Genomic DNA, 16,301 nt, shown 5'->3' on the forward strand with positions numbered 1-16,301 from the left:
ACCGACGGGCCGGGAGGTGAGTGGCCTCCGACGGCAGTCGACGACCCGAATCCCCATCCGCAAGTGCGAAGTCACCCCCCATCAGAAGGGATAGCATGGACCTCGACGCGACGGACCGGGCGATTCTCCGGATTCTGATGGAGGACGCGCGGACCCCGTTCAGCGAAATCGCCCGCAGAATCGACATGTCGAGCGCGACGGTTCACGACCGGGTCGGTCGGATGGAGGACGCCGGCGTCATCGAGGGGTACCACGCCCACGTCGACCCGCGGCAGGTCGGGCTGGGGACCTCCGCGCTGGTCGGGTTCCGAGTCAAGCAGGGCCGCGAGAAGGAGGCGCTCCAACAGCTCCGCGACATCGACGGCGTCCAAGAGATCAACCTCACCACCGGCGAGTGGGACGTGATGCTCCGGGTGTACGCCGAGGACACCGACGCCCTGCGCGAGCTCATGTTCGACCATATCGCCGAGCTCGACGGCTTCTCGCGGTCCCAGACGATGGTCATCCTCGGGACCGAGTACGACGACCCGGTGTTGCCGATTCGCGAGCCGGACGACGAGGACTGACCCCCGCCCGTCGCGGAACTGAGTCGCCGCGCCGAGACCTGCGCGAAGCGTGCGAGAGACCGGAACCCTCAACAGGCCCGCCGTCGGGGTATCGGCTATGGCAACGGTAGCAGAGCGAATGGGTCTCGACCCCGAGCGCCTCTGGGGGCTCGGCGTCGCGGCCATCCTCGTCGCCCTCGTCGGCGGGTCGCTCGCGTTCCCTCGCGTCGTCTACGACGGTTTCATCTGGCACTACTTCTGGGGCCCCGTCCAAGCCGACGCGAACTCGGCCGTCTGCGCGGTTCGGGCGGGCGGCGTCACGCAGTACCTCGATACGGCGTCGGCCTGCGCCGCCGCGGCCGAACCCGTCGCGTACCCCGGTTATACCCTCGTCTCCGAGGTCGGGTACATGGTCACGCTCGTCATCGCCCTCTCGGGCGTCGTGTTCCTCCTCCGCCGCCTCGACATCGGCGAGAGCCCGCGGTTCTTCTACGCCCTCTTTCCGTTCATGCTGTTCGGCGGCGCGTTCCGCGTGGTCGAGGACGCCAACGACGCCCCCGGCGTCGCCGACGCGCTCATCACCTACCCGCTGAACACGCTCGTCATCAGCCCGGTCATCTACGTGACCGTCTTCGCAATCACGCTCGTCGCCGTCGTCGGGAGCGTCCTCGCCGAGCGTCGGGGCCTCGTCGACGACTACGTGAAACCGCTGTTCGGAGCCGGCCTCGCGGTGCTCGCGGTCACCCTCGGCTATCTCCTGTGGGCCGGCCTCACCGGCGCGCAGGGCGCGACGTTCTACCCGCAGGTGCTCGTCGTCATCCTCGTCGGCGCGACGCTCACCGCCGCCGCGACGTGGTGGCTCGTCGAGCGCTTTGCCCCCGAAATCAACGAGGGGACCGGCTACATCGGTCTCGTCGTCATCTGGGGCCACGCCGTCGACGGCGTGGCGAACGTCATCGGCCTCGACTGGATGACCGCGCTCGGCGCGGGGAACAACCTCGTCCCGAAGCACCCGGTGAATCAGGCGGTCGTCGATTTCACTGCCTCCACGCTCCCCGCGTCGGTGCTCGCGGTCACGGGCGACGCGTGGCCGTTCCTGCTCGTCAAGCTCGTGGCCGCGACGGCCGTCGTCTGGGTGTTCGACGAGCAGATATTCGAGGACAGCCCGCGCTACGCGATTCTGCTTCTCATCGCCGTCCTCGCGGTCGGGCTCGGACCGGGGAGCCGCGACATGCTCCGCGCGACGTTCGGCGTCTAATCGGCCCGTTTCTTCCGTTTTCTCGCTCTCTCGCTCTCCAACCCTATCGCGTATCGCTTCTCTCCCGACGAAGCTTCAAGTACCGAGCCGCGGCCACCGCCGCTATTCTGTGACGCAGGCCGCGCGGCGACTCGCGGGTGTCCGGCACACCGCCGCGCGGACCCGATTCGGCCCGCCTGCCACGCGGCCGCCCGTGCCGGCTGTCAGCCACGAAGCCCACGAATCCCGTGACCCGCCAGCTACGGGAACGGGTGGAACTCGCGGTCCAGTCGCGGCTCGAAGCCGAGGTCACGCGGCACCGACTCGGCGCGGTCGGCGAAGTACGGCTCGCCGATAAACAGCGGTTGCGCCGCCGGAACGAGCACGCGGACCGCCTCGAATCCGAGGCGCTCCACGTCGCGCGGCGTGGTCCGCGCCGCGTAGGCGTCGAGGCCGGCGTCGGCGACCGCCGAGACGACTGCGTCGAGTTCGGCCGCGCCCGCCGGAACCTCGTCGGGGCCAACCGAGTCCGCGGGGATGGTTGCGTCCGGCGAGACGAACGTCTGTGCGGGCTTCGGGAAGTCGGCGTAAGTCGCAATCGCGCCGCCCTGCGTCGCGGCCTGCTCCGGTCCCATGGCGCGCAGTTCGGTCCAGTTCTGAAGCGCCTCGGCCAGCGCGGAGCGAGCGGCGCGGTTCGCGTCGAGGGCCGCGCCGGAGCCCATGGCGAACTCCGGCCACTCGCCGTCGCGGTGGACCGCCACCGCCACGACGGGCACGTCCACGTCCTGCGTCACGAGGAGCGCAGTCACTTCCAAGGACTCGGAACGGGCGCGGGCCGCCAGCGTCTCGAACGTCTCGTCGGTCACGTCCAGTCCGAGCGGGTCGAACGTCGAGTACCACGCGAGCATCGTCGCGTCGCGCTCGACGACCTCGTACAGCCCCGAGAGAACCGCCTCGGTCCCGGAGTTGCCGAGACCGAGGCCGGTCGTAATCGACGGCTTGTGCCGCTCCGACGGCGGCGGGTAGTGGACGAACTCCGCCGGGAGCGAGACGGTCGCCCCGGTGGCGAGGTCCTCGCCTTCGACCCACTGAATCGGCTCTTCGGGGTCGGGGTCGCGGAACGAGTCGGGCCTGACGAAGCGACTCGGCGGCACCGCGGCCGGTCGGGACGCCGCGGGCGCGACGGCGAACTCGCTGGTTCGGTAGACGCCCGCCGAGTAGCGTTCCAGCGCCTCGCCGAGCGCCTTCATGTAGGCCTCGTCCCAGCCGGCGGCCGCGCCGCCGGCGAGTTCGGCCGCCCGAGTGTCGGCGTACACCGTCGTGTCCGCCGTCTGCGCGACGTAGTACGGAAGCGGGAACGACTCGCGCTCGCCGACCTGCGTGACGATGCCGACCCGGTCGTCCACGGCCGACTCGGCCCGCGCGAGCGCGTCGTCTAACTCGACGGCGCGGAAGTCGCGGTCGAGGGTCCGGTCTCGCTCCGTCGGCGACGGCGTCGGGAGAACCGACCGCTCGGGACCCGGGACTTCGACGACGGTCCCGGCCACGTCGTCGCCCGCGAGGAGCGCGATACCCCGTCGTCCGGCGATAGCGCCGGCGAGTCGAACGGCCGCGCGGTCGCCCCCGGGCCGGCCGCCCGACTCCGTGGTGGACGCGACGCGCGCCTGGAGGTCCGCGAAGTCGGCGCTCCCGGGGTCGAACGCCGAGACAGCCGCGTCGAGGTCGGCCACGGCGTGACCGCCGACGCCGCCGATTTCGACCGCGAGCCAGCGCGAGGCGGCTTCGTCGGCCGCGTCGAAGGCGTCGCTTCCGGCCGCGGCGACGACGAAGCCGAGGTCGAACGAACCGAGCGAGTCGGGGGCCGTCTCCGCGACCGTCGCGTCGATGTCGGCGCACGCCGCGCGAATCGACTCGGCGGCGGGACCGCTCCCGACGAGTCCGATATCCATGCGCGCGACGAGGGGAGGCGGAGGGAAAAAGCGAGGGGGACGCGGTCGGCTACGCGTCGAGCAGTTTCTGGGCCTCGTCGGCCAGTTCGTCCGCGCTGGCGGCGACGAGTTCGTCCGCGCCGAGCTTCAGACGGAGCCGCGGGCGGCCGACGTCGATGGGGACTTTCTCGGTATCGATGAGGCCGAGTTCTTCGAGCTTCGTCTTCGTCCGGGAGAACGTCGCCTTGCTGGCGATGCCCACGTCCTCGCCCCACTTCGAGATGTCGTAGAGGAGGACCTCGTTGCGGGCGGCGACGAGAAGCGAGATGGTCACCTCGTCGAGGCCGTCGCCGTCGCCGCGGGCCGACGACAGCGAGGCGAGCATGGCGTCGAAGTCGGCGAGCGTCTCCTCGCCGATGTCCTCGCCGAGCGTCTCGCGGACGCGCGACAGCGGCGGGGTCCGGAGCTTGAACTCGGGCGCGTTCTCCCAGTGGGTCTGATGGGCCTCGAACGCCGTCTCGACGAACGCCTCGTCGTCGGTGACGAGGCCGGCGACCTTGCCCCCGGCGGCGACGAGCGCGACGACCGAGTTCGGCGTGACGAACAGCGTGTTCTCGACCTCGTCGGCGGCGGTCCGCATCGAGAGCGCGCCGTCGGCGACGAGGTTCGCGGCGTTCGAGGCGACGATGAAGTCGTCGAGGACGTCTTTCAGGATGCCCTCGTCGGCGACGAGACGGATTTCCGGGAGGTCGTCGTCGACGTCGGTCGCCACGGCGACGAGCCCCTCGATGACTTCGGCGGTCGGATTCGCGACCAGCACCTCGTCTTCCGACGAGGAGAGGACGGACTGGATGATGTCTTCTACCCCCTCAGCGAGTAGATTAGAACGAATAGCCATAGCTTGAATATCGCCAGTAATATATTTAATATTAACGCAAGACGACCGGCAGAACGTATTCGAAATCGAGTTGTACCAACGCTGTACCGAGCGAATTGAGCGATACGTTTCAGAAATTTTACTCCAAGAGAAGAGTGGGAAAATCGAATTCGAACCGGCTGACTCGGTCGGGAAGGAGTCGTCGCCCGCGAGAGTCGCCCCGAGCGGTCGACTCGGGTCGGAGACACGTCCGCGACGGGTGGCATCACGCGTTCGTGTATCTGTTCACGGTAGCACGCCACAGAATATACACGGGTGTGCAACACAACACCGGCAGGCGTAGCCAAATGGGACACATTTATGCCGTAATTGGCCCGGATACTACGTATGGACTACAGCCACGTCCGCGACGTCGACCCCGCCGTGGCAGACGCCCTCGACGGCGAGGTCGAACGCCAGCGCGACACGCTCGCGATGATCGCCTCGGAGAACCACGTCAGCGAAGCGGTCCTCGAAGCACAGGGGAGCGCGCTGACGAACAAGTACGCCGAGGGCTACCCCGGCAAGCGCTACTACGCTGGCTGTGAGTACGCCGACGACGTGGAGAACCTCGCCGTCGAGCGCGCGAAGGAACTCTGGGGCGCAGAGCACGTCAACGTCCAACCCCACTCCGGCACGCAGGCCAACATGGGCGTCTACCTCGCCATGCTCGACCCCGGCGACAAGATCCTCTCGCTGGACCTGACCCACGGCGGCCACCTGAGCCACGGTCACCCCGCGAACTTCACGGGCAAGCTCTACGACGTCGAGCAGTACGAGGTCGACGCCGAAAGCGGCTACATCGACTACGACCAGCTCGCCGAGAAGGCCGCGGAGTTCGAGCCGGACATCATCGTCTCCGGCTACTCCGCGTACCCGCGGGCCGTCGAGTGGGAGACGATTCAGGAGGTCGCTGACGACGTGGACGCGCTCCACCTCGCCGACATCGCCCACATCACGGGCCTCGTTGCCGCCGGCGTCCACCCCTCGCCGGTCGGCGTCGCCGACTTCGTCACCGGCTCGACACACAAGACCATCCGCGCCGGTCGCGGCGGCATCATCATGTGCGACGAGGAGTACGCCTCCGACATCGACAGCGCCGTCTTCCCCGGCGCGCAGGGCGGTCCCCTCATGCACAACATCGCCGGCAAGGCGGTCGGATTCAAAGAGGCGCTCGAACCCGAGTTCGAGGAGTACGCCCAGCAGGTCGTCGACAACGCGAAGGTCCTCGCGGAGACGTTCCAGGACCACGGTCTCAGCGTCGTCTCCGGCGGCACCGACACGCACCTCGTGCTCGTCGACCTCCGCGACTCGCACCCCGACCTCACCGGCGGCACCGCCGAGGAGGCGCTCGAATCGACGGGTATCGTCCTCAACGCGAACACCGTCCCCGGCGAGACGCGCTCGGCGTTCAACCCGAGCGGTATCCGCGCCGGCACGCCCGGGCTCACCACCCGCGGCTTCGGCGAAGACGAAATCCGCGAAGTCGGCGAACTCATCGTGAAGGTCGTCGACGCCCCCGAGGACGACGACGTGCTCGCGGAGGTCTCCGAGCGCGTGCAGGAACTCTGCGACGCCAACCCGCTGTACGAGTAGGCGACGCCCGCGGGCGACCGCCGCGGTTCGGCGGCCGGCGCGTTCGGTTTTTCAAACCCCTCTGCCGAGTAACACTATTAGCCGCGCCGCCGTATCGTCGACCGACATGGCTCCGATTCGTCGGCTCGTTCTCGACGTGTTGAAACCGCACAGCCCCTCGACGGTGGCGGTCGCCCGCGAGGTCGCCGACGCGCCCGGCGTGGCCGGCGTGAACGCGACGCTCCTCGAAACCGACCGCGAGGTGCAGAACCTCAGACTCGTCGTGGAGGGCGAGGCCGTCGACGCCGACGAGGTCGAGCGCCGCGTCCGCGACCTCGGCGGGACAGTCCACTCGGTGGACGAAGTCGTCGCCGGCGAGACGCTGGTGGAGTACCGAACTCAACCGCAGGACCCGTCGCCGTCGTGATGTCGGCTCGGCTCGCCTCGCTCCTGCGTGACGACCGCGTCCGCGCCATCTCCCGTCGGTACTTCGTCTCGAACGGCTTCGACGGCGCGCTGACCTGCATCGGTCTCGTCATCGGCGCGTACCTCACCGGCGTCACGGACGGGGTGACGGTCGTCGAAATCGGCGTCGGCGCGGCGGTGGGGCTGACCACCTCCGGCGTCTGGAGCGTCTGGGAGATAGAGCGCGCCGAGAAGCGGGCCGAACTGGGCCGCATCGAGGACGCCATGCTGACCGACCTCGACGGGACCGCGGTCGAACGCGACAAGGTCGCGGCGCGGGGAATCAACGCGGTCGCCAGCGGGCTCGGCCCGCTCGTCGGCATCGTCATCCCGCTCCTCCCGTTTCTCGCGGTCGGCACCCTCCTGTCGATGACGTGGGCGACGCTCGCCTCGGTCGCCCTCGGGACGGCCATCCTCTTTGCGTTCGGCGCGTACATGGGGTCGATATCGGACCAGCGGTGGTACGTCGCCGGCCTGCGGATGGCGCTGGCGGGCGTCGCGGTGGCCGCCGTGAACCTGCTGTTCGGGTGAGAATGTATAGGCACATGCATGTATATTTTGGTCTATTCTCAGCCGAGAATACGCACGAATCCGAATCTTTGAAATGGGCTGGGCGCGCTGTCTGAGACAATGACGACCATCATCGACGGCAACGCCGTCGCCGAGGAGATTCGAGACGGGTTGGCCGACGCCATCGACGCCCTCGACGAGGCGGGCGTGAAGCCGGGTCTCGCGACCGTCCTGATGAGCGACGACCCCGCCAGCGAGACGTACGTCTCGATGAAACAGCGCGACTGCGAGGAGGTCGGCATCGAGGCGTTCGACTACGGGCTCGACCCCGAGACGCCCGCCGACGAGCTGTACTCGCTCGTCGACGACCTCAACGACGACGACGAGGTCCACGGCATCCTCGTCCAGATGCCCGTCCCCGACCACGTCGACGACCGGACGGTCCTCCGCCGCATCGACCCCGCCAAGGACGTCGACGGCTTCCACCCCGAGAACGTGGGCCGCCTCGTCGCCGGCGACGCCCGCTTCAAGCCCTGTACGCCCCACGGCGTCCAGAAGCTCCTCGCCGCCGCCGACGTGGAGACCGAGGGCGCGGACGTGGTCGTCGTCGGCCGCTCGGACATCGTCGGCAAGCCGATGGCGAACCTGCTCATCCAGAAGGCCGAGGGCGGCAACGCCACGGTCACGGTCTGCCACTCGCGCACGGACGACCTCGCCGCGAAGACCCGCGAGGCCGACATCGTCGTCGCCGCCGCGGGCGTTCCCGAACTCGTCACCGGCGACATGCTCTCGGAGGGCGTCGTCGTCATCGACGTGGGCGTCAACCGCGTCGACGCGGACAACGAGAAGGGCTACGAACTCGTCGGCGACGTGGAGTTCGACTCCGCGAAGGAGAAGGCCAGCGCCATCACGCCCGTCCCCGGCGGCGTCGGCCCGATGACCCGCGCGATGCTCCTCTGGAACACCGTGAAGGCCGCCGCCGAGGCCGAGGACGTCGACGTGGACCTCCCCTGAATCGGATGGAGAGACAGATGGGTGCACCACCAGGCATTGACGGCGAGTGGACCGTCGACAACGACGGCGTCGTCCGGCGTCGAAACCACCGTGACCTCGACAGCGAGACGTTCGACCGCCTCGCGTCCCGCATTCGAAACGGCCTCGACTGGGGCGTCGCGGGCCTCTGCGAACGGGACGGGGCGGTGCTCCTCGTCCGCCAGGACGGCAAGTGGGTCCTGCCCGGTGGCGGGGTCGAAGCCGGTGAGTCGAAGACCGAGGCACTTGTCCGAGAGATGCGAGAAGAGACTGGCCTCGACGCGACTGTCGGGTCACTGCTGGTCGTCACAGAACAGACGTTCACACACGGCGACGACCACGCGACGTTCCACTTCGCCATCTACGACACAGCCGTCGCGGGCGACCTCACCGACGACCCCGGCCTCGAAGACGAGGCCATCGCCGACGTGTCGTGGTTCGAGACGCTCCCCGCGGACACGCTCGACCGCGGGCTGATTCGGTTCCTTCGCGGGCGCTGACCGGCCGCGCGTCCGACCCGCTTTTTTCTCACTCGTGAGTCGCCACGAGCAGTCGATCGCCGTCTCGCCGGACGCAGAATCGAGTGCCGGCGTCCACGTCGAAGCTGTGCGCGTCCCGGTCGGAGATGAGCAGTTGCGAGAAGTCGTCGCCGCAGGCCGGACAGGCCACGCCGTCGCGGTTCTCGACGAGCATCGTGTCGCCGTCGTCGCGGAGCAGTTTCACCCGATGGCGCACCTCGTGGATGTCGAACCCGGCAGTCATCGTCGGCGAAGGGTCGCCGCGAGGCAAAAACGTTCGGTGAGCGCGGTGGTCGGGCGGCCTCAGAACAGCGCCGCGAGCGTGTCGCGGGCCGACGCGAGCGCGTCGAGGTCGTCGTCGACGACCGCGGTGTGTAGCTCGCGGGCGGCCTCGACGAGCGCCTCGGACTCCGCAAGCGAGACGGCTCCGTCGAGCGCCTCGACGCGCTTGCGGTGGTTCGAGAGGGTTTCGAGCGTCGTCCTGCCCTCGGGGTTCGGGTTGTCGTCGAGCCACGTCGAGAGGTCGCGGCAGTAGGCGTCGATGGCCTCGGCGTAGGCGAGGCCGCGGGCGTCGACCATCGAGTCCGGGACGGCGTCGGGGTCGGGGCGCTCTCCCTCGTCGGCGCGGCGGAGCAGGGTGATGACGTAGAGCTGTTCGTCGTCGGTGGGGCGGTTCGACCGGGCGACCACGTCGACCGCGTGGAGGAGTTCGTGGGCCGCGAGCGGGGTGTCACCGAGCGGGAGCAGTTCGCCCCCGCGGATGTAGCCCGTCTGCCGGACGTAGTCGCGGAGGTCGGATTTCAACGCCGGCGCGGCGTCCCGAATCGACCCGTCGCCGACGGCGGCGCGGTGCGCCGAGAGGTCGAGGTCGGTCTGCATGGCGGTGTGGCGCTCCCTGTCGCCGACGCCGACGCTCCGGAGGCTCCCGCACTGCGGGCACGACACGCTTCCCGTCTCGTAGTACGACCATCGGTGGTCGCACTCCTTGCACTCGCGCTCGCCGCGTATCTCCATGCTGTGCGGTTCGTCCCGACGGCGCAAAAGCACGGCGACCCGGAGCGGCAGGCCCGACGCCGGAGAGAGCGGTGCCCCCGAGGCGACCGCCGGGCTACATACGTCCGGCGACCCACCATCGACGCATGCGAAGCGAATCCGAGGTCCGAGAGCAGTACGAGTTCCTGAGAGACGAACTCGACTCCGAGGAGATGCGACACGAGGGCGTCAGAAAGCTCATGACGCACTACAAGCGGGCGCTCGGCTGGGTACTGGAAGAAGAACACATGTGAGTCATCCAATATAAATATCCCAGCGGACCGGAATCCGGGGAGCATCCGGAATTCGACCCGTACGTGCCACGCAGACGGACAGTTAGCCGCGTTGTCAATGCTTGGCACGCGTCGTTATCTTTAAGTGAAACCGAACAGTAGCCGATAGTGACGCTTCGCTTTGGAGGGCCGAAGCGTCAGCGGGGACCAATTCAGGGCGGCATGCCGTGCCGGAGATTTCCGGCACGGCTTGCTTTCCTTCTGTGCGAAACTACGACTCGAGACCGAGCGGTCCGTCTCTCGCCGTCCGTGCGCGGTGCCCCGTCGCTCCGAATCTGTCGAAAACAACACAGGAGGGCTGTGAGCTACTTCGACGCCCACGGAGTTCCGGTTCCGACAGCCGCACCATGTTCATAGATAACAATTAACAACATAGTTGCCGTAATTCGTTCGAGTCGTCCAGCCGTGGACATATCCAGTCCTCGAAACGGACAGTTCGATGAATTAGTAAATTGGTCAACATAACTGTGGCCGGAAGATTCCGGGGACTGGCGCGTTTTCGAGGGTAAATCGTCGACCGAGGTCGATATGTTTATCTGAATTAGACAGTAACATACGAGTCGAATTTACCGATGTACGACCTGACAGGATTCCAGCGAGACCTGCTGTACGTCATCGCTGGTCTCGAAGAGCCGCACGGACTCGCTATCAAAGAAGAACTCGAAGCCTACTACGAAAAGGAGATTCACCACGGGCGGCTCTACCCCAACCTCGACACGCTCGTCGAGAAGGGCCTCGTCGACAAGGGACAGCGCGACCGCCGGACCAACTACTACACGCTCACCCGCCGCGGTCGCCGCGAAATCAAGGCCCGCGACGAGTGGGAAGCGGAGTACGTCCCCGAAGACTTCGAGGCGTGACCGGGGCGACTCGGGCTACCCGTCCACGCCGGCGTCGGACGGCGACCGTGAGTCTCGACCTGACCCGGTCTCGTCTCGGTCGGTAAACGTCTCCGAAGCGTCCGACTCGCCCTCCGACGGCCGTTCGGTTTCGGCTGTTTCTCGCGTCGCGTCGTCCGCCTCGTCAGCGGTTAGCTCCTCGACCGGCGGGCCGTCGATCAAGTGCGCCGGGTCCACCATGTACGGCCGAATCGGCTTTCCAGCCAGGAGCTCCGGCAGGACGAGTCGGGCGAAGTTCACGAACAACACGAGTATCATCGGCATGAGGAAGATGCCGTACCAGCCGAAAAGTAGCGGACCGAACGTGTACGCGAGCATCACGGCCCCGACGTGGAGGCTCCGACCGGAGACGTACGGCCGGAGCACGAGGTCGGGAATCGTGTCCACGATAACGAACGAGACGGCGGCGAAAAGCAGGACGAACCAGAGTCCGGGCGGGTTCGCAATCGCCGCTTCGATTCCCATGTAGCCCGCGACGGGGACGTAGACGAGCTTCATGCCGACGACGGGGATGAGGCTCGCCACGCCCGCGAGCAGACCGATGAGCGCCGGGGCGGGGATGCGGACGCCCGTCGGCGCGAGGACGTTCAAAAGCGAGTACGCGATGACGCCGATGGTGCCCGTGAGGATGGCGTTCAGGATGTTGCCGAAGAAGATGTTGTTGAAGTCGCGGTCCACGCCGCGCATGTAGGCTTCGAGGATGCCGTGGTCGTCAGCGAACATTGACTGGCCCCACCGCCGCAGGCGGTGGCCGTCGCGGAGGAGGTAGAACGCGAACGCAATCATGACGAACAGGTGAATCGCCCCGACGCCGAGGAAGGCGAAGGTGTTGGCGGCGACGCTCAGCGAGTCGAACACCGAGCCGACCGCCTCGGGCGTCAACACCGACTGGAAGTCGTACTCCAACAGCGCCTGCGGGCTGGCGATTCCCTCCAACAGCGTCGGGTCGATGCCGTAGGCTTCGAGGTCGATAGGCACCTCGTCGGTCGAGAGCCGGTCGGCGTAGCGCAGGAACTCGCGGAGCGCGATGGTCGCGGCGTAGACGACGAGTCCGAGCACGGGGAGCGCGAGGGCGAAAAGCGCCACGGCGGCCGCGAGGCTCGGAGGCCTCACCCGGCGACGAATCCGCCGGTAGATGGGCCGCGTGGCGTAGTAGATGAAGAGACCGAAGACGAACGTCCCGATAAAAGAGTAGACGACGTAGGTGAGCGCGCCCGCGAGGACCAACGCGAGCGACCACCACATCGCGCGGGAGCGCTGAATGTCAGGGAGAGCCATACCCAATCACGCACGCGGAGGCGTCAAAAGCCTATCGCGGGGGCGACAGGTCACGACGGGACGCCGTCACGACCCGCCGCCGAAGCCGTCGTTTCGCGCGACGAAACCGACCGACTCGGCCGCGCCGCGACCGATATTACATCAATAATAACGAACGTCTTAACTCACGTGTCGCCGTACCGAGTCGCATGGACCGAGAGACGGCGGTGCCACGCGTCGATTCGATGCCCGGCGAGAAAGCGCGCGAGTGGGTTTCGTACCACCACGAGCACGCCGCGCCGAGCACGTACGTCTACGACTTCGTCTGGGACATCACCGCGGAGTCGGAAGGCCCCTTCTGCACCGACGTCGACGGCAACGTCCTCCTCGATTTCACGAGCCACGTCGCGGCCGCGCCGCTCGGCTACAACAACCCGAAGCTCGTGGACCGCATGGCCGAGTTCGACCTCGTCGACCCGACGAAAATCGCCGGACAGGACTTCTACGTCAGCGACGGCTCCGCGCCCGGCGAGGAGCGGCTCCCCGGCCCCGCCGCGCTCATGGACAGGCTGACCGACCTCACGAGCCACTACGGGATGGACACGGTGTTCCTGTCGAACTCCGGCGCCGAGGCCGTCGAGAACGCCATCAAAATCGCCTACGACCACGCCGACGGCGCGAAGTACGGCGTCACTTTCGAGGGCGCGTTCCACGGCCGCACTCTCGGCGCGCTCTCGCTCAACCGCTCGAAGTCCGTCTACCGCCGCAAGTTCCCCGAGATTTCGGGCGTCCTCGACGTGCCGTTCTGCGACGACCGGACCTGCTCGCCCGCGACGTGTTCCTGCGGCTTCTTCCCCGACGCCGACTCCGCCGTCTCCAAACTCCGACAGAAGCTCCATCCGAAAAAGGGCCACATCGACGCCGACGAGGTCGCCTACGTCATCGTCGAACCGATACAGGGCGAGGGCGGCTACCGCTTCCCCTCCGACGCCTTCGCCGAGGAACTCGCCGCCGTCGTCGACGACTACGACCTGACGCTCATCGCCGACGAGATTCAGACCGGCGTCGGCCGCACCGGCGAGCTGTGGGGCACCGACCACTACCCAATCGAACCCGACATCATCACCGGCGCGAAGGGCCTCCGCGTCGGCGCGACCATCTCGAACGACGAGATATTCCCCGACGAGCCCTCGCGGCTCTCCTCGACGTGGGGCGCGGGCGACATCGTCGCCTCGATGCAGGGCGTGTTCACCCTCGACGCAATCGAGGAGTACGACCTGCTCGACAACGCCGTCGCCCGCGGCCGGCAGTTCATCGAGCGCCTGCGCGACGACGCGCCCGACACCGTCGTCGACGTGCGCGGCAAGGGCCTGCTTCTCGCCGTCGAGTTCGACACCAAAGCGCGCCGCGACGCCGTGCAGGAAGCCGCCCTCAAGCGCGGCCTGCTCACCCTCTCGTGCGGCTACAAGGTGCTTCGAATCCTCCCGCCGCTCGACGTGACCGACCGCGAAATCGACCTCGGCGCGACGATGCTATTGGACGCCATCGGGGACGTGTCGTAGTCGCGGAGCCGCCGCGAGCGGTCGTCTCGGCGTCGCGTTCACCGACTGCGCGCGTCGCCGTCAGGAGCCGTCGACAATCGTCCCGTACACCTCGCCGAGTTCGCGCATCTCGCTCTCGCCGACGAGGTAGTACGTCGTCGCGTCCACGCGGTTTCGCCACATCGGGAACGTCCCGTCGGCAAACTCGATGGCGACTTCGCCGGCGTGAATCAGGTTCGCCGCGTCCTGCGCGAGCACGCCCGCGAACGGCGAGTCGTATTCGTCTCTGACCGACCGGAACCGACGGACTGCGCGTCGCTTCGCTCGGAACGTCCGACCCGAGTCGTAGCCGGTGTCGCCGGGTGAGACGCCGAGTTCGTCGAGGGCGAACTCGCGGCCGCGCCGCCCGAGGAGGGCGACGGCCGCCTCGACGACCCGCTGGACGGTGTGGCCGTGTCGGTGACCCTCGGGGCCGTAGTTGAGCCGGTAGTCGCTGTCGAAACATATCGAGAGGAGTTCCCAGCGCGCCGCGCCGTACGGCGTCTGTCGGTCGGAGTCGTGCTCGTCGCTGAGTCGGTCCCGCACCTCGCTCGCCGTTGGAAACGTCGCTATCGACTCGGTTAGCGTCGTCAGCGCCGAGTCGAGCGCGTCCGCGTACGAGCGCGCCTCGTCGCCGAGGCCCGCGCGATAGCGGTCGCGGTAGTACCGCGCGTTGGCGAGGCGCTGTTCGGCCTGCAGGTAGGTCGCGTGCGCGTCCGCGACCGCGCCGCCCGTGAAGTCGTCGCCGGCGGTCGTCGTCTCGCCGTCGAACCGCTTTCGGTACCGGGACTCGAACCGGGCGAACGCGAGGTCGCGCTCGACGAAATACAGATACGCGAGGTCTCGCGAGGGGTCCGAGACGGCGTAGTCGCCGACGGAGTCGAGGACGGCTTCGGCGCTCGACTGGATGGCCCTCCCGCGGTCGGCCAGTCGCTCCGGGTCGGCCTCGTCGAGGACGAACTTCGCGGCACCGACGGCTTCGCCCGCGAAGGACAGTCCGACCGTGGCGTACCGCAGTCGCTCGTGCGCGTCGGACGCCGACCGGGCCGACTCCAGCCACCCGCCGGAGGGGTCGCCGTGGTCGAGCGAGAACTCCAGTTCCCTCGGCACCGAGTCGACGTCGACCCGCTCTTTGAGCGTCTGCGCCCGCTCGACGGTCCGTTCGAGTCGGGCGACCGCCTCGTCGGCGTGCGCGTCGGAGACCGCCGGTCGCCATACGTGTGCCGGCGGATTGGGATACACCGTCGTCAGCCAGTCGGTAATCGGGTCGGGGAGCCACGTCGGCCTGAACCAGCCGATACCGCCGACCGCGCCCGCGCCGCCGACGAGGCCGAGCAGTTGGCGACGCGAGAGCGAAGAGCGGTCGTCGGGGCGAGAATTGTCTGTGGAAGGGGCGTCCGAGGGAGAGTCGTCGACGGGAGGAGCGTCGTCGGGGGACACACGCCGGAGTTCCGAACCGGCCCGTGTAAACGTGTCGGCGGACTGTCTGCTCGGGGCGAACGCGGCCTACGTCCAGCGGTCGAGGCCGGTCTGCGTGACCGACTCCTCGATGCGCTCGAAGCCGCGGCGGACCTCCTCGGGGTCGACCTCCCACGTCTCGGTGACGAACTCGCGGGCGGCGGCCACGTCGGGGTCGATGTCGGTGTCGTAGTCGTAGTCGTCGGTGACCGGCGGGTCCAAGAAGAACTCGCGCACCCGGTCGGCGTTGGGGATGGTGTCGCCGCGGGCTTCGAGGACCGACCAGAGGTCGCCGTGTTCCGTGACCACCTTCACGGCCGTCTTCGGGCCGATTCCCGTGATGCCCTCGTTGAAGTCGGTCCCGCAGAGCATGGCGATGTCGACGAGTTGCTCGTAGGTGATGTCGTGTTTCGCCAGCGTCGCGTCGAGGTCCATCAGCTCGGGGTTCCCCTTGCTCGTGAGCTGTCGGAGCGTGTAGGGCGCGCCGAACAGGAGCGTGTCGTAGTCCTCGCTTCCCACGTAGTCGGCGTCGCCCTTGCGGGCCATGTAGGACGCCTGCGCCTCGCCCTCGGCGGGCGCTTCGACCACCGGCACGTCGAGAAGCGAGAGGAGTTCGCGGCTGGTGTCCTGAATCGTCTCGGTGAGCCGCTGGGTCCGGGCTTCCATCCGGGCGGCCTCGACCGCGTCGCCGGCCTCACGAGCCGCTTCGAGGCGTTCTTCGGCCTTCTCGCGCTGTTCGCGGCGCTTGGCCACCTCGTCGTCTTTCATCTCGGTGACGCCGCCGTCGAAGACGAAGACGGGCGTCAGGTCGTGTTCGAAGAACTTGGGGAGTCCCTGGACGATGCCGACGAGGTTGGCGACCTCCTCGCCCTCGGTCGTCGTGTACTTCTCCGAACTCGTCCACTTGACCGTCGTCGTGAGATAGCGGTACAGCCAGTTGTGGGCGTCGACGGCGACGACGCTCCCGGCCACCTCGTCGAACGACACCTCGGAGAGCGCGGCGAGCGTCCGCAGGTCTGCGTTTCCCATTTGCTCGGCCTTCGGGGGCCGAGGGTT

At 67.9% G+C, this 16,301-nt stretch carries 17 protein-coding genes; 10 read left to right on the plus strand and 7 right to left on the minus strand.

All coding sequences use genetic code 11. The annotated features are described in order from the left end of the window. The first annotated feature begins 95 nt into the window (after window positions 1-95). Together C441_RS00405 and C441_RS00410 are read left to right on the plus strand one after the other, a co-directional pair. Window positions 96-566 (plus strand): Lrp/AsnC family transcriptional regulator, encoded by a 471-nt coding sequence (locus C441_RS00405; protein WP_004044674.1) that lies wholly within the window; start codon window positions 96-98, stop codon window positions 564-566. Window positions 567-684: 118 nt separating this feature from the next. Further along, window positions 685-1,803 (plus strand): DUF63 family protein, encoded by a 1,119-nt coding sequence (locus C441_RS00410; RefSeq protein ID WP_007273280.1) that lies wholly within the window; start codon window positions 685-687, stop codon window positions 1,801-1,803. A gap of 239 nt (window positions 1,804-2,042) precedes the next feature. Here the strand turns inward: C441_RS00410 and C441_RS00415 are convergent, their stop codons facing one another. Both C441_RS00415 and tbsP read right to left on the minus strand, forming a co-directional pair. Continuing rightward, window positions 2,043-3,731, minus strand: coding sequence for a YcaO-like family protein (locus tag C441_RS00415; RefSeq protein ID WP_007273281.1), 1,689 nt, complete (start codon window positions 3,729-3,731; stop codon window positions 2,043-2,045). 49 nt (window positions 3,732-3,780) lie between these two features. Beyond that, entirely contained in the window at window positions 3,781-4,608 is an 828-nt protein-coding gene (gene tbsP, locus C441_RS00420; RefSeq protein ID WP_049920349.1) for a transcriptional regulator TbsP, read from the minus strand. A gap of 366 nt (window positions 4,609-4,974) precedes the next feature. Between tbsP and glyA the strand changes: the two genes are divergently transcribed. The 5 genes from glyA (at window position 4,975) to C441_RS00445 (ending at window position 8,708) form a co-directional block, all read left to right on the plus strand. After that, window positions 4,975-6,222 (plus strand): serine hydroxymethyltransferase, encoded by a 1,248-nt coding sequence (glyA, locus tag C441_RS00425; RefSeq protein ID WP_007273283.1) that lies wholly within the window; start codon window positions 4,975-4,977, stop codon window positions 6,220-6,222. A 106-nt stretch (window positions 6,223-6,328) separates the two neighbouring features. Further along, window positions 6,329-6,628, plus strand: a complete 300-nt coding sequence (locus C441_RS00430) for a DUF211 domain-containing protein (protein WP_007273284.1) — start codon at window positions 6,329-6,331, stop codon at window positions 6,626-6,628. After that, window positions 6,628-7,197 carry a VIT1/CCC1 transporter family protein gene (locus tag C441_RS00435; RefSeq protein WP_007273285.1) on the plus strand — a complete coding sequence of 190 codons (570 nt, stop codon included), beginning with the start codon at window positions 6,628-6,630 and terminating at the stop codon, window positions 7,195-7,197. The genes C441_RS00430 and C441_RS00435 overlap by 1 nt, the downstream gene beginning before the upstream one ends. Before the next feature lie 99 nt (window positions 7,198-7,296). Then, window positions 7,297-8,190, plus strand: coding sequence for a bifunctional methylenetetrahydrofolate dehydrogenase/methenyltetrahydrofolate cyclohydrolase FolD (folD, locus tag C441_RS00440; protein ID WP_007273286.1), 894 nt, complete (start codon window positions 7,297-7,299; stop codon window positions 8,188-8,190). Window positions 8,191-8,195: 5 nt separating this feature from the next. Next, a complete protein-coding gene (locus C441_RS00445; RefSeq protein WP_007273287.1) occupies window positions 8,196-8,708 on the plus strand; it encodes an NUDIX domain-containing protein in 513 nt (170 codons plus the stop codon). A 28-nt stretch (window positions 8,709-8,736) separates the two neighbouring features. Here the strand turns inward: C441_RS00445 and C441_RS00450 are convergent, their stop codons facing one another. Together C441_RS00450 and C441_RS00455 are read right to left on the minus strand one after the other, a co-directional pair. Next, on the minus strand, window positions 8,737-8,970 hold the full coding sequence (locus tag C441_RS00450; protein WP_007273288.1) for a DUF7385 family protein: 234 nt from the start codon (window positions 8,968-8,970) through the stop codon (window positions 8,737-8,739). 59 nt (window positions 8,971-9,029) lie between these two features. Further along, the gene (locus C441_RS00455) at window positions 9,030-9,740 is read right to left on the minus strand and encodes a DUF7117 family protein (protein WP_007273289.1); all 711 of its coding nucleotides are present in this window, start codon (window positions 9,738-9,740) and stop codon (window positions 9,030-9,032) included. 125 nt (window positions 9,741-9,865) lie between these two features. Between C441_RS00455 and C441_RS19755 the strand changes: the two genes are divergently transcribed. Beyond that, the gene (locus C441_RS19755) at window positions 9,866-10,012 is read left to right on the plus strand and encodes a hypothetical protein (protein WP_004969297.1); all 147 of its coding nucleotides are present in this window, start codon (window positions 9,866-9,868) and stop codon (window positions 10,010-10,012) included. Between the two features lie 611 nt (window positions 10,013-10,623). Further along, window positions 10,624-10,911, plus strand: coding sequence for a PadR family transcriptional regulator (locus C441_RS00460; RefSeq protein WP_004044685.1), 288 nt, complete (start codon window positions 10,624-10,626; stop codon window positions 10,909-10,911). A 15-nt stretch (window positions 10,912-10,926) separates the two neighbouring features. Here C441_RS00460 and C441_RS00465 read toward each other — a convergent pair whose 3' ends face one another. Next, complete coding sequence (locus C441_RS00465; protein WP_007273290.1) at window positions 10,927-12,195, minus strand: AI-2E family transporter; 1,269 nt, start codon at window positions 12,193-12,195, stop codon at window positions 10,927-10,929. 221 nt (window positions 12,196-12,416) lie between these two features. Between C441_RS00465 and C441_RS00470 the strand changes: the two genes are divergently transcribed. Then, a complete protein-coding gene (locus tag C441_RS00470; RefSeq protein WP_007273291.1) occupies window positions 12,417-13,769 on the plus strand; it encodes a class-III pyridoxal-phosphate-dependent aminotransferase in 1,353 nt (450 codons plus the stop codon). Between the two features lie 60 nt (window positions 13,770-13,829). Here C441_RS00470 and C441_RS00475 read toward each other — a convergent pair whose 3' ends face one another. Together C441_RS00475 and fen are read right to left on the minus strand one after the other, a co-directional pair. After that, window positions 13,830-15,227: a hypothetical protein gene (locus C441_RS00475; RefSeq protein WP_007273292.1), complete on the minus strand. Its 1,398-nt coding sequence runs from the start codon at window positions 15,225-15,227 to the stop codon at window positions 13,830-13,832. 66 nt (window positions 15,228-15,293) lie between these two features. Further along, window positions 15,294-16,274 carry a flap endonuclease-1 gene (gene fen / locus C441_RS00480; protein WP_007273293.1) on the minus strand — a complete coding sequence of 327 codons (981 nt, stop codon included), beginning with the start codon at window positions 16,272-16,274 and terminating at the stop codon, window positions 15,294-15,296. Window positions 16,275-16,301 lie beyond the last annotated feature (27 nt).

It is taken from the genome of Haloferax sulfurifontis ATCC BAA-897, from assembly GCF_000337835.1.
Taxonomy (GTDB): domain Archaea; phylum Halobacteriota; class Halobacteria; order Halobacteriales; family Haloferacaceae; genus Haloferax; species Haloferax denitrificans.

Bases quoted from the DNA above. Each gene is read 5' to 3' on its own strand.
- folD (WP_007273286.1), top strand. From the start codon at position 7,297: ATGACGACCATCATCGACGGCAACGCCGTCGCCGAGGAGATTCGAGAC.
- C441_RS00410 (WP_007273280.1), top strand. From the start codon at position 685: ATGGGTCTCGACCCCGAGCGCCTCTGGGGGCTCGGCGTCGCGGCCATC.
- tbsP (WP_049920349.1), bottom strand. From the start codon at position 4,608: ATGGCTATTCGTTCTAATCTACTCGCTGAGGGGGTAGAAGACATCATC.
- fen (WP_007273293.1), bottom strand. From the start codon at position 16,274: ATGGGAAACGCAGACCTGCGGACGCTCGCCGCGCTCTCCGAGGTGTCG.
- C441_RS00445 (WP_007273287.1), top strand. From the start codon at position 8,196: ATGGAGAGACAGATGGGTGCACCACCAGGCATTGACGGCGAGTGGACC.
- C441_RS00430 (WP_007273284.1), top strand. From the start codon at position 6,329: ATGGCTCCGATTCGTCGGCTCGTTCTCGACGTGTTGAAACCGCACAGC.
- C441_RS00450 (WP_007273288.1), bottom strand. From the start codon at position 8,970: ATGACTGCCGGGTTCGACATCCACGAGGTGCGCCATCGGGTGAAACTG.
- C441_RS00415 (WP_007273281.1), bottom strand. From the start codon at position 3,731: ATGGATATCGGACTCGTCGGGAGCGGTCCCGCCGCCGAGTCGATTCGC.
- C441_RS00460 (WP_004044685.1), top strand. From the start codon at position 10,624: ATGTACGACCTGACAGGATTCCAGCGAGACCTGCTGTACGTCATCGCT.
- C441_RS00435 (WP_007273285.1), top strand. From the start codon at position 6,628: ATGTCGGCTCGGCTCGCCTCGCTCCTGCGTGACGACCGCGTCCGCGCC.
- C441_RS19755 (WP_004969297.1), top strand. From the start codon at position 9,866: ATGCGAAGCGAATCCGAGGTCCGAGAGCAGTACGAGTTCCTGAGAGAC.
- C441_RS00465 (WP_007273290.1), bottom strand. From the start codon at position 12,195: ATGTGGTGGTCGCTCGCGTTGGTCCTCGCGGGCGCGCTCACCTACGTC.
- C441_RS00405 (WP_004044674.1), top strand. From the start codon at position 96: ATGGACCTCGACGCGACGGACCGGGCGATTCTCCGGATTCTGATGGAG.
- glyA (WP_007273283.1), top strand. From the start codon at position 4,975: ATGGACTACAGCCACGTCCGCGACGTCGACCCCGCCGTGGCAGACGCC.
- C441_RS00455 (WP_007273289.1), bottom strand. From the start codon at position 9,740: ATGGAGATACGCGGCGAGCGCGAGTGCAAGGAGTGCGACCACCGATGG.
- C441_RS00470 (WP_007273291.1), top strand. From the start codon at position 12,417: ATGGACCGAGAGACGGCGGTGCCACGCGTCGATTCGATGCCCGGCGAG.